Here is a 12,420-nt window from a genome sequence, read left to right on the forward strand (position 1 = left end):
AATTTCAGTGCAGCCTCCTTAGCTTCTACCGCAATTTCATGCATGTGATTCATAAGCGGTTGACTTTTTTCCGTCAAAAAAATCAAATTCGTTCGTCTATCTTTTGGATCTTGACGACGATCAAGCAAACCATCTTGCTCTAGTTTATCAATCTGCCGCGTTAACGTCATAGGTGCTAAGTCCATATATTCAGCTAATTTTGTTTGGCTAACTCCTTCATAACGCGAAAGATAAGTTAATAATGTCCATTGCGTACGCGTAATACCATAAATACGCACTCGTCTATCATAGTAACGATTCATTAAACGCGTTGTATCGTGCATTAAAAAACCAAAACCATGGCGTAAATCATCTAAGTCATCAATCATTTTGCGCTCTTTTTATCACTTTTATTTGCCGTTTTGCGGGTGCTAGTCCGGCGAGTTGTTTTTCCCGCAGAGGTTTTCTTCTTTGCTTCAGTAGATTTGGCTTTCGAAGTCGTTTTTTTCGTCGAATTACTCGCCGTTTTTTTACTTCCTCGTTTCGCTTTTCTCTCTTGGGCTTTTTCAAGAAGCTCCAAAGCTTCTGGCAAAGTCAACGTCTGTGGGTCCATTTTCTTTGGTATCGAAGCGTTAATACTACCATTTGTTACATAAGGACCAAAGCGACCATTTAAAACTTGTAATATCTCATCTTGATTTTTTATCTCTTTGATATATTTTTGTCGGTCAGCTTCTTTCTTTTCTGCAATGAGTTCTAGTGCTCGCTCAAGCGTTACCGTAAAAGGATTTTCCTCTTTTGGTAAGGAAACGAATTTCTTGCCAAAACGGATATAAGGACCAAATCTTCCAATATTTGTGACAATTTCTCCATCTTCTTCGTTTTGACCTAAAGTTCTTGGTAATTTAAATAACTCTAATGCTTGCTCCAATGTGATTTTTTCAAAATCCCACTCTGGCGGAATACTGGCAAAGTCTGGCTTATCTTCATCATCTTTACTTCCTCTTTGCACAAAGGGTCCAAATCGACCAAATCGAACGCTAATTGGTTTTCCGCTTTTAGAGTCTTGTCCTAACTCTCTTGCTTGCATAACTTCTTCGCGAGAAATATCTTTCTTTTCTTCAATTTTTTCACTGAAATTTTGCCAGAAACTTCCTAGTAGTGGCTTCCATTCCTGCTCTCCGCGTGAAACCGCATCTAAATCATCTTCTAAATTGGCGGTAAAATCATAATCAACGTAACGCTCAAAATGATTGGTGAGAAAGTCATTGACGACTTTTCCAATACTGGTTGGGATAAAGCGACGCGCATCTAGTTCAACGTATTCTCTATTGAGCAATGTTGAAATAATACTCGCATAAGTAGAAGGGCGACCAATGCCTTTTTCTTCTAATGCTTTAATTAGACTTGCTTCAGAATAACGAGGCGGCGGAGCGGTAAAATGTTGCGTTCCTAAAATGTCTTTTAACGCAACTTTTTCTCCTACTTTCATAGCAGGCAATAGCCCTTCATCTTCCTCATTGCTAGTATCGTCCTGATCTTCTAAATAGACGCTCATAAAACCAGGAAACTTAATCGTTGAGCCAGTGGCACGAAATTGATAGGCTTCGCTTCCAGCATGTAATACCACACTGACTTGTTCCATCACTGCTGATGCCATTTGTGATGCTAAAGCACGCTTGCGAATTAAATCATACAGTTTTCTTTCATCAACTGTCATATCCGCTGGTAATGCATTGCTATCTAATTTTATATCAGTTGGACGGATAGCCTCATGTGCCTCCTGAGCATTTTTAGATTTGGTTGTATAGCTTCTAGGTGTTTTGGGCAAATAAGTTTTACCATACTGTTCTTCTACCCATTCTCGAATTGCCACTATCGCTTCTTGCGCTAAATTTACTGAGTCTGTACGCATATAAGTGATGTATCCTTCTTCATATAAGCGTTGTGCGACTCGCATGGTTCTCTGAGCGGTAAAACGTAATTTACGGGCAGCTTCTTGTTGAAGCGTAGAAGTAATAAAAGGCGCTGCTGGGTTACGTTTACGATCTTTCGCAATAACCTCTGCAACTGTAAGCGTTCCATTAGCAAGTTTTTTTAGCTCAGAAATGACCTTATTAACTTGTTCTTCTTCTGTAAAACTAAACTGTTCAACTTTTTCACCGGCATAAACCGATAGATTGGCTTTAAATGCTTGTTCCTGATGATGACTATCCGCAAAAATTTTCCAATATTCTTGTGTTTTAAAAGCTTCAATTTCTCTTTCACGCTCCACAATCATTCTAAGCGCTGGTGACTGTACTCGACCTGCTGATAAGCCCGGCTGTACTTTTCGCCAAAGAAGCGGAGAGAGATTAAAGCCAACCAAGTAGTCTAATGCTCTTCTTGCTTGTTGAGCATTTACTAAGTCCATTGCAATTTGTCGAGGCGTTTCCACTGCATTTAAAATGGCCCTTTTGGTAATCTCGTGGAACACGACTCTATGCACAGGTTTATCCGTCAAAGCGCCTTGTTCTTTTAATAATTCATAAAGATGCCATGAAATTGCCTCACCTTCACGGTCAGGGTCAGTTGCTAGCAATAAATCATCTGCATTTTTTAATGCTTTAACAATGTTATTAACATGTTTGGCATTTCGCTCAATAACTTCATAATTCATTGCGAAATTATTATCGGGCTCAACTGCACCATTTTTTGGCACTAAATCTCTCACATGTCCGTATGAAGCTAATACTTCATAATCTTTGCCTAAATATTTATGTAAGGTTTTCGCCTTTGCTGGCGACTCTACAACGATTAAATGTTTACTCATAGTGCCTCGTCTATTGCAGTGTCCCTACCTCATCAGCCACCAACCATTGCTCTAAACAAGCATTTTGCGTCGCTGATAATTCCTCTTGTGCGTTCATGGTAACCATTAAAGCAACCCACCGTAATGTTTCAATATCTAAAGGTTCCTCAAGCGCTAGTGCTCGCTCAATAATGACTTCCATTAAACTGGCATTGATAAGCCCTAAACGTAATAAACCATATAAAAAATTTTGGCAATCTGCGTTTAAATACGCTTTTTCTTGCGTGGAAAAGACACGAAGAGAAGAGGATTTAGAGAGAATTGCTGGTCCTTTTAATTCACCAAAGGCATAAAACCACTCTATCGCTCGCCCAATATCTTCCCGCTCAAATCCAGCTGCTTGTAGATACCCTGTCATTTCCGCCAAATTAGGCAATTCTCCCGCTTGCTCAGGTAAAACATCATCAAATAAATAGCATAAAATATCAATCACAGATTCGCGCATTACACCCTCTTCTAATTCAAACGCTGAAAGCGCCCGCCGGGCAAAGATTGTACTCGGCCATCCAGCTCAAGCATTAACAGCATGGCGGAAATTTCGGCAATCGTCAAATTTAAGCGTTCAAGCAAATCATCCACACGGCAAGGGTCATAGCCCATTGCTGATAATAACTGTACCTGTTCAGGAGTCAAATCACTTTCAGCTTCAATAGGCAATGATGAATCTTTAACAGATTTTATATTTACATTTTCTACGTCATTTGCCGTATTTAAAAGCGCTTGTCCAGCTAACGCCAAAGGCAACAACTCCTCTAAAATGTCTTCCGCTGACTCTGTTAATTTAGCCCCTTCCCTAATAAGCGCATGACAACCTTTACTCAGCGGATTAAAAACAGAACCCGGAACAGCGAATACCTCTCGCCCTTGTTCTGCGGCTTGTTTTGCGGTAATTAAAGAGCCACTTTGGATAGAAGCCTCGACGACTAAAACACCTAAAGATAATCCACTGATTATCCTATTACGGCGAGGAAAATGATGTTGTCTAACCCCTGTCCCAATAGGAAACTCTGAAACAATCGCACCATTTTCAACAATTTGATACGCTAATTCTCTATGACGCGCAGGATACACACGATCTAATCCCGTTCCTACAACCGCTAGTGTTTTTCCCCCTGCGGCCAATGCGCCACGATGAGCTGCTCCATCTATCCCTAATGCCATTCCACTGGTAATCACAATGCCTTTTTCAACAATATTCGCGCAAATAGACGCACAAAACTGCTCTCCTCCCTGCGTAGATTGCCGACTTCCTACAATACCCAATTGAGGAAAATTTAATAGCTCAACCTCTCCCATTACATACAGCAATAGTGGAGGGTCGGAAATTTCTTTTAATAACGGCGGATAACGTGCATCATCAATGGTAATGATATGGCGATTCTCTGCTTTTTCTAACCACTCAATATCTAATGTAATATCGACTTCTTTTGCGTGCTTTCGCCACTGTTGCCAATGCTTTTCATCAATTTGTGTTAAGCACTTACGAACATCCGCATCGCTTGCCGCAAAAAAAGCTTCTGGCGACCCAAAGGTCGCCAGAATTTCCATACCTGACTTAATACCTAAACCGGATATTCGATTAAATCGACACCAAGTTTTTACTCTTTCTTCCATTAAGGTCGTACAAGTGAATCCGTCAAGTCAATATTTTGTGTAGATTCCAATACAAAACCTAAGCTATAACGCGGATAGACTTTTATAATCATTAAATAGCCTAATTCTTTTGCTGGAATTTTCACCACTTGACCATCAATATTTCTCATTGGTCCCGGGCGAACAATTTTCCAAATATCCCCGACTTCTGCCTGATTATCTTCCCCAAAGCTGGTAATAACGGTATCAAATTCTTTTACCATCAACGTTTGTGTATTAGTATTACTCAACATATAACCACGGTTACATTGTGGTGAAGGAAGTTTTGGAAAGTAATCTAACTCTTCATGCGCATTAAGTGGAACTAGCACATCCCCTTCTTGCATCACTTGAGCGACTTCTACGGGCTTGAGTTTTGTTAAATCGCTTGAAATATCATCTCCTATGACACTAACTTGCCCCACATAGTCCATTTGATAGCCTAATACAGGCGGTTTCTCAAAGCGACGTGAACCACCTTGAGCTTTTAATAAACTATAATCTAATAACTGTTGTCCTACCCGATAAACTCGGTAATCTTTTTGCTCTTCAGGTAAATGTTTAGTATAAATTTCTTGTTGATCTGTCAAGGTTAAGTAATCACCCGCATTTCCAAAAATTTTCGGCAATCCTTTAACTTGCTCAGCTGAGAAAACTTCTGTATGCAATAAGAATGGGGCAATTGCGCCATAGGCAAAAGTAATTGGACCATCTGTTAGAGAATACTCTCTGTAGCCTGGCTTATATTTATAAATAGGTAAACCATTTTTGGTATAGCGACCTGTATTGGCGCCATGATAACGGCTATTGGCTTCCGTAATGGTAATTCTACGCTCACCATTTAAAGTCACCACAGATAAGACATCTCCCGGATAGATAAGATGCGGATTACGCACTTGAGGATTGTCATACCATAATTGTTTCCAATACCAAGGCAATACTAAAAAGCGCTTAGAAATATCCCATAACGTATCGCCTTTTTTAACCACATAACGTAGCACCTGACGATCACCAAACGCTTGTTGCGCGTCACCCGTTGTAATACCCTCTGCTAGGCATTGCTCTGTCGGACGCTCCATCCGATTTAAGAAAGGATCTTTCGGCGAGCTACATCCTGCAATAATGGCAGCTACCGACATTCCTACCAATAATCCATTTATACGGCTTTTTAACACCTTACACTCCTCGCGTTTCAGTCCGTTTGATTTAACCTAAATAGTCGTATTGCGTATAATAGCCGTAATAAAACAATTTTCCTACCATAATTTAAGAAAAAACATCCTTAAATGGTTGTTGGAGCAAATATGACTGATTACACCATTCTTATTCATCCAGATAAACGTCTTCGCCAAAAAGCGACTGAAGTAAAACAATTTGGTGAACGCTTATCTGCTATCGTCGATACCATGTTTTCCACCATGTACCATGCCCATGGCATTGGCTTAGCTGCGACACAAGTGAATATCCATGAGCGAATTGTTGTGATGGATGTACCTAGAATATCGCGCCATGAACAGGAAAAAGAGACGGATGAAAAAATTCCCCATCCACATGATAAATTAATCCTTATCAATCCAGAAATCACCGAAGTTTCAGAAGAATTGGCTGAACATGAAGAAGGATGTTTATCGTTACCTGGACAATATGCCACCGTCGTTCGACCTGCTGAAATTCGAGTCAAATATCGAGATATTCATGGTGAGCCTCAAGAACGCGAAGCAACTGGCTTACTTGGCGTTTGTATTCAGCACGAAATTGATCATTTAAATGGTGTACTCTTTATTGACCATCTTTCTCGCCTAAAACGCGAACGTCTCGAAAAAAAACTAGCTAAATCTCTGAAACATCATGACTAAGCCGACACTTTGGTTTGCGGGCACACCGCTTTTTGCCGCACATGCGCTAACGACACTTATTGAAAATCAACAATATCATATCGCTGGCGTTTTAACCCAACCTGATCGTCCTGCTGGACGCGGACGCAAAATACAAATGAGCGCTGTGAAACAAGTAGCACTCAATCACCAACTACCCGTAGAACAACCAAGCAAACTCACAGAAAATCCTTTTCCAGATTTTGCGCAACCTGATTTAATTATTGTTGCCGCTTATGGACTTCTACTGCCCCAATGGTTTTTAGACATTCCGCGCTTAGGATGCTTAAACATTCATGCTTCCCTACTGCCGCGTTGGCGGGGCGCAGCGCCTATTCAACGCGCCATTGAAGCGGGCGACACAGAAAGCGGAGTTGGCATTATGCAAATGGATGCTGGACTAGATACTGGTGCGGTATGGCTAGAAAAACGCACTCCTATTACCGACACCACCACCGCGCAAGAATTACACGACACATTGATGCAACTAGGATCAGAAGCACTTTTAGAAGCCTTGCCATTAGTTCTCTCAGAACAACAACGCCCAACCCCTCAACCCACCACAGGCATTACTTACGCACACAAACTTACCAAACAAGAAGCTGCCATTAACTGGCAAGAAGACGCTTATACCATCGTGCGTAAAATTCGCGCTTTCTCAGGCTATCCCGTCGCGCACACCCAACTCAACGGCGAAACCATTCGCATTCATCAAGCGATAGCCTTATCAGAAACCGCGCAAGCTCCTTCAGGCACTGTTATTTCTCATCATGCTGAAGGCATTGATGTTGCGACCAAAGAAGGAACCGTTCGCCTTATTCAACTTCAATTTCCTAGCAAAACCATCACTACGGCGGCTCAGCTCAAAAATAGTCGCGACTTAACCGGACAACAATTTCTATGAACGCACGCCAAGCCGCCCTCAATACCCTTTACGCCGTTATATTAGAACAAGAAAGCCTTAATACCTTACTGGCACCAACCAAAGCTAAAGTTCGCTCAGCGGACCGCGCTTTATATCAAGCATTGGTATATGGAGCCTTACGCGAATATCCTGCGCTCGTTAGCCTGCGCAATCGCTTATTAAAAAGCCCATTAAGTGCTGAGCAACCGCAAGTAGGCATTTTACTTAACCTTGGTATTTACCAATTACTACGGATGGACTTAGGCGATCATGGTGTTATTAACGAAACCGTTTCTCTTGCGGCAAAAAATCGAGTCGGCAATGCGAAAGGACTCATCAATGCCATCCTTCGACGCGTCCAACGAGAACGCGAAAACTGCTTAGAAAAGCTCAACCAATACCGCATTCAAAACCTCCCTATATGGTTAGCCAGCGCATACAAAATGCGGGCAAACGAACTCGCAACCGCCAATCTCCAACAACCCCCTTTAACCATCCGCATTCGCGATAATCGCGAACAATGGCTTCAGCAACATTCCGAACTCGGCTATCCCAATCTACTACATCCTCAAGCAGTAACCTTACATCACGGCAGAGAAGTCAACGATATCCCGGGATTTATAGAAGGACAAATTAGCGTTCAAGACGCTGCTGCCCAGCAAGCTGCTAGTTTATTAGCACCCAAAAATGGTGAACGCATTTTAGATGCCTGCGCAGCTCCCGGTGGAAAAACAGGACATTTACTAGAACTTGCACCAGAAGCCTATTTAACTGCTTTAGATAACAAAGCAGAACGTCTATCCCGCGTAGAAGAAAACCTTAATCGCCTACAGCTAAAAGCAAACCTTATTCGCGCCGATGCTAGCGAACTAAAAACTTGGTGGAACAAACAACCGTTTGATGCCATTTTACTCGATGCGCCATGTAGTGGTAGCGGTATTCTCCGCCGACATCCAGATATTGCTTTTTTACGCACAGCAGCAGATTTAAAACAACTGCCTAAAACACAAATGCGATTATTACGCCAGCTATGGCAAACCTTGAAACCCGGTGGACGACTCCTTTATACCACTTGTTCCATTTTACCGCGTGAAAACCAGCAGCTTATCGAACAATTCTTACTCACCGAACCACAAGCACAACTATCCCCGATTGACGTTCCCTATAGCGAAGATACTGGGCATGGACTATTGCGCCTACCCGACGCATACGGAGACGGCTTCTTTTACGCCCTATTACACAAGCAATCATGAAATACCGCTTATTCATCTTGCTTATCCTGACACAGCTCGGTATCGCTGATGCTGAAATCGAAAAAGGAAGCTGTCAACTTGGGGATAATCAATGGCTTCTAACGCTAAAAACACGAATAGTACTAGAAGCCAACCCCATCGAAGCGATAAAAAGCGGTATTCCCTTATATTTTCGCTACCAAATTGAAGCACGCGCACCCAAATGGTTTTCAAAACCGCAAACCTTTAATATCTTGCGCAGGCTAAGCTACAACCATCTCACCTTTTCCTATCGTATTACGGATGAACAAGATCAAAAGCTCAGTTACCAAAACCTTGAAGATGCGCTTGCCGAATTAGGAACACTCAAAGACTTTCATTTTTCTGGTACATCTTCTAACCATATTCGCGCTCGATTTAGCTTAGCAACCGATCGACTTCCTTTCTCACTTCGACTCAGCGCGCTTCTCTCTGACAGTTGGCATATCAATAGTGGCTGGTGGCTATGTCCGCAAATACCTTCAAAATAACCTTTAACCGAATTATTGCCTTTATCCTTTTTGGCACACTGGGAGTCAGCGCAACCCTTTATGCACTCTATCACCTCAGCCAAGCAGCAACTCATCCAGAAATGGCAGACCCTAGCTATACCAAAATGCTTATTACCATTGCTATTGGGCTAGCTGTTTTATTAATTATCACCATCTGGCAGATCTTTAGCCTCTTTTATCGTATTCGAAAACACAAAAGTGGCGCTCGACTTTCCTTAAGCTTTGCCTTACGCATGCTCATTACCACCATTATTCCAGTGGGAATTATTGGCGCATTTGCATGGCAATTCCTTTCCTACGACCTCGGCAAAACCTTTAATAGCCAAGTTTCCGATGCCCTAGAAGACAGCTTACAGTTGGCAAGAACCTCAATTACACTAAGAGCAAGACAAGCCTTAAACCAAACTCAAAGCCTCGCTGATACCATGACAGACATGAACTATGCCGATCTGATTAGCGATATTGAGCGATTACGACGCCGTTCAGGCGCTAATGAACTTGCGGTATTTGACCATCAAGGCAATCTTGTGGCTTTTGCAAACAATAACCTAAACGTTATGAACGTTACCCCTCCCTCCCCTGCTGCGCTTCTTCGTACACGCGAAGGACAAGACTACTTTGAATACGAAACAGACGATAACCGCTATACCATCAAAGTGCTGGCTGATATTGATAAACACAACCGAGAACCTTACTATTTGCAAGCTAACTATCCAATGCCAGACGCCTTTAACTCCCTTGCAAATAGCGTAAGAGAAAGCTATCGTCAATATCAATCCTATCGCTTCTTACAACCGCATATCACGACAAGCTTACTCTTTGTTCTTAGTTTTATCCTAGCACTTACCATTCTAACCGCACTTTGGATTAGTGCCTTATTTGGCGAATCCATGACTCGTCCTGTTAGACAACTCATCGACGCCACCAAAAAAGTAACCGAAGGTGACTTTTCCACCCCAGTCACAGATTTACCTGAAAACGATTTAGGCACGCTAGGAGATAACTTTAACGCCATGCTACTCACCTTGCGCGACGCAGAAAGCATGAATAACCACATACAAAATCAACTCACCGAACAAAATACCTTTCTTGCCACTATCTTAGAAAACATTACCGCTGGTGTTCTTACTCTTGATTGGCACGGCAAACTACAAACCCTAAATCAGGCTGCTATCCTCATCTTGGATACATCAATGAATCGCCATTTAGGGCGACGTCCGCCACAAAACCAAAAAACACCCGAAGACAGTTATGAAGAACTAATGCAAGCCCTTTCATCTCATATCCAGAAAACGAAATGGCGTTGTGAAGTCACGCTTAGCCAATTTGGACAAAGAAAAATCCTTATTTGTCATGGTAGCCGCTTGCCAAGACAAAACCATAAAAATCGCGGCGGACAAGTTATTGTTTTTGAGGATGTTACTGAGTTTCAGCAAAACCAAAGAAATTCTGCGTGGGAAGAAGTCGCAAGACGTTTAGCACATGAAATAAAAAACCCCTTAACCCCTATTCGCTTACAAGGCGAACGCTTACAAAGAAAACTTAGTGACAAACTTTCCGAAGAAAGCGACCAACATATTCTACAAAGAGCCACAACCACTATTATCAATCAAGTGGATGCCATGCAGCAAATGGTGAGCGACTTTAGTCAATACGCTAAACCTTTAGAACTCAGACAAAAAGCCATCGACTTCAACCACCTATTAAAAGACATTGCTGAACTCTATCCCGATATTGAACTCACACTACAACTGAAAGAACCGTTACCAGAAATGTGTGCTGACCCAATTCAGCTCCGACAAGTGATTCACAACCTAACAAAAAACGCCATAGAAGCCACGCCAGATAATGAAACCACTCATATCCTCTGGCAAACTGAAAGCAATGGCAAAACCATTACCTTTACCATTGAAGATAATGGCTCTGGCTTTGCTGATTTAAAACAAGATCCATTTGAACCTTATGTCACCAACAAAACCAAAGGAACAGGACTGGGTTTAGCCATTGTTAAAAAAATCATCACAGAGCATCAAGGAAGCATACAAGCAGGGCATAGCAAAACCCTCAAAGGCGCTGCTATCATCATTACCCTGCCCATTCAAACAAAATAAATGCGCTAAATAGCGCAAACTCAATCCTCAAAAGGCTTAGCGCTAACCACTTGGCTAGCGCTAATACTTCAACTTAATAACGTGTGATAGCAACTAAAGGATAACTTTTTTGTTCCTCTTTTAAATCATCCTTATCAACAAATACCACTTGCCCATCAGCAGCCAAAACATTCTCTATCATTTCATCAATAATATCTGAAAATGCGCGTTCCCCTTCCACTTTAGAAGACGCTAAGACTGTCAACTGTCTGCCATCTTCACTGACTTCGGCTGGAATACTTAAATCCGTTTCCACCACCAACGTATCTACACGACCATCTAAAGAAGCTTGCCAACACTCATCTAGCCCACTAACTAATTGACTATTTCCTTTTGCCACGCTTATTGCTTCGAAAACTTCAGCACGTTTTTCATCAAAAGCCTTTTCAATTTGTGGCCATAACAACTCACCCAACTCATGTGCTGAATGCTTGGTATAACCACCGTCAATGGTTAATAAAACATTGTGCTTACTGCCAACCGTTTCATTCCAATAGCCTAAATTACGCTCAATACCAACAACTACTAATGATAAATCATATTGTTGTTCGAGTTTAGTCAACACAGAGCTAACTTCTTTTAACATCTTGCCCATTTCATCTCTATAGGCTTGAGTTTCATCTTTACCAATATTCGCGCCAGGCGCTCCACCATCAATAGCAAAAGGAAAACCGTAATCGGTTACTTGATAAAGATGCTCACGACGGCCGAGATATAAATTTGTATCTTCCGCATCTAACTTTAATAAGAAATAAACCTTATCTCTATTCAGCGCATAAACTAAATCACGTGTATAAAAATTATCATCAATTGCAACTCTCTCAGGCAAGCGATAAGGCAAACGATATGTTTCCGCATATTCTTCACTAATACAAATCACTAAACCATCTTCATTATATTGATGATCAATTGCCTCAACTTGTTCATTTAGCTTTTCAAGCAAAGTTGCGCTTTCTCTTTTTCCAAATGTTTCTTCTAAGCGCGTTTGCGCTTCACTAACAAAATTTTTCAAACGAATCGCATCTTTTTCATTATCTGGGGAAGTCCGATGAGTCGGCAATGTAATCGTTAAACTTGGATATTGCTTTAATTGTTGTAATTGCTTAATCGTTTCTTTAGTAATACCGTACTTCATTTTTTTCCTTTATATTGTTGGTTGAATGAAAGCTCAGTATAACTATAACTATAACTATAGAATAATTAATTAATATATTTTTACATTAAAACAATTTCAAATAAAAAATATA

Annotated in this window: 11 protein-coding genes; 5 read left to right on the top strand and 6 right to left on the bottom strand. The window is 41.4% G+C overall.

Features of this window, described 5'->3' with window-relative positions; genetic code table 11:
• The 5 genes from A5N85_RS06535 to A5N85_RS06555 all read right to left on the bottom strand — a co-directional run.
• Positions 1–368, bottom strand: a 368-nt coding sequence (locus A5N85_RS06535) for a MarR family winged helix-turn-helix transcriptional regulator (RefSeq protein ID WP_072576511.1), incomplete at its 3' end; no start/stop codon positions are given.
• Entirely contained in the window at positions 365–2,791 is a 2,427-nt protein-coding gene (gene topA, locus A5N85_RS06540) for a type I DNA topoisomerase (protein ID WP_072576512.1), read from the bottom strand. The genes topA and A5N85_RS06535, both read right to left, overlap by 4 nt.
• A 10-nt stretch (positions 2,792–2,801) precedes the next feature.
• Entirely contained in the window at positions 2,802–3,275 is a 474-nt protein-coding gene (locus tag A5N85_RS06545; protein ID WP_072576513.1) for a DUF494 family protein, read from the bottom strand.
• Between the two features lie 11 nt (positions 3,276–3,286).
• Positions 3,287–4,444: a DNA-processing protein DprA gene (dprA, locus tag A5N85_RS06550; protein ID WP_072576514.1), complete on the bottom strand. Its 1,158-nt coding sequence runs from the start codon at positions 4,442–4,444 to the stop codon at positions 3,287–3,289.
• Entirely contained in the window at positions 4,444–5,637 is a 1,194-nt protein-coding gene (locus tag A5N85_RS06555) for a LysM peptidoglycan-binding domain-containing protein (protein ID WP_072576515.1), read from the bottom strand. The genes dprA and A5N85_RS06555 overlap by 1 nt, the downstream gene beginning before the upstream one ends.
• 129 nt (positions 5,638–5,766) lie before the next feature.
• Between A5N85_RS06555 and def the strand changes: the two genes are divergently transcribed.
• The 5 genes from def to A5N85_RS06580 are packed head-to-tail and all read left to right on the top strand — an operon-like array spanning position 5,767 to position 11,134.
• Positions 5,767–6,318 (top strand): peptide deformylase, encoded by a 552-nt coding sequence (def, locus tag A5N85_RS06560; protein WP_072576516.1) that lies wholly within the window; start codon positions 5,767–5,769, stop codon positions 6,316–6,318.
• Positions 6,308–7,240, top strand: a complete 933-nt coding sequence (gene fmt / locus A5N85_RS06565; RefSeq protein ID WP_425451173.1) for a methionyl-tRNA formyltransferase — start codon at positions 6,308–6,310, stop codon at positions 7,238–7,240. Before def ends, fmt begins: the two co-directional genes overlap by 11 nt.
• Complete coding sequence (rsmB, locus tag A5N85_RS06570; RefSeq protein ID WP_072576518.1) at positions 7,237–8,493, top strand: 16S rRNA (cytosine(967)-C(5))-methyltransferase RsmB; 1,257 nt, start codon at positions 7,237–7,239, stop codon at positions 8,491–8,493. Before fmt ends, rsmB begins: the two co-directional genes overlap by 4 nt.
• On the top strand, positions 8,490–9,002 hold the full coding sequence (locus A5N85_RS06575; protein WP_072576519.1) for a DUF4390 domain-containing protein: 513 nt from the start codon (positions 8,490–8,492) through the stop codon (positions 9,000–9,002). Before rsmB ends, A5N85_RS06575 begins: the two co-directional genes overlap by 4 nt.
• Positions 8,978–11,134: a HAMP domain-containing histidine kinase gene (locus tag A5N85_RS06580; RefSeq protein WP_072576520.1), complete on the top strand. Its 2,157-nt coding sequence runs from the start codon at positions 8,978–8,980 to the stop codon at positions 11,132–11,134. Before A5N85_RS06575 ends, A5N85_RS06580 begins: the two co-directional genes overlap by 25 nt.
• Positions 11,135–11,207: 73 nt before the next feature.
• On the opposite strand, the gene A5N85_RS06585 is transcribed toward A5N85_RS06580, so the two are convergent.
• The gene (locus A5N85_RS06585; RefSeq protein WP_072576521.1) at positions 11,208–12,308 is read right to left on the bottom strand and encodes an AOC03_06830 family ribosome hibernation factor; all 1,101 of its coding nucleotides are present in this window, start codon (positions 12,306–12,308) and stop codon (positions 11,208–11,210) included.
• Positions 12,309–12,420 lie beyond the last annotated feature (112 nt).

The organism is Suttonella ornithocola (genome assembly GCF_001889065.1).
Lineage (GTDB): Bacteria > Pseudomonadota > Gammaproteobacteria > Cardiobacteriales > Cardiobacteriaceae > Suttonella_A > Suttonella_A ornithocola.

Bases quoted from the DNA above. Each gene is read 5' to 3' on its own strand.
- A5N85_RS06575 (WP_072576519.1), top strand. From the start codon at position 8,490: ATGAAATACCGCTTATTCATCTTGCTTATCCTGACACAGCTCGGTATC.
- A5N85_RS06545 (WP_072576513.1), bottom strand. From the start codon at position 3,275: ATGCGCGAATCTGTGATTGATATTTTATGCTATTTATTTGATGATGTT.
- rsmB (WP_072576518.1), top strand. From the start codon at position 7,237: ATGAACGCACGCCAAGCCGCCCTCAATACCCTTTACGCCGTTATATTA.
- A5N85_RS06580 (WP_072576520.1), top strand. From the start codon at position 8,978: ATGTCCGCAAATACCTTCAAAATAACCTTTAACCGAATTATTGCCTTT.
- def (WP_072576516.1), top strand. From the start codon at position 5,767: ATGACTGATTACACCATTCTTATTCATCCAGATAAACGTCTTCGCCAA.
- topA (WP_072576512.1), bottom strand. From the start codon at position 2,791: ATGAGTAAACATTTAATCGTTGTAGAGTCGCCAGCAAAGGCGAAAACC.
- dprA (WP_072576514.1), bottom strand. From the start codon at position 4,444: ATGGAAGAAAGAGTAAAAACTTGGTGTCGATTTAATCGAATATCCGGT.
- A5N85_RS06585 (WP_072576521.1), bottom strand. From the start codon at position 12,308: ATGAAGTACGGTATTACTAAAGAAACGATTAAGCAATTACAACAATTA.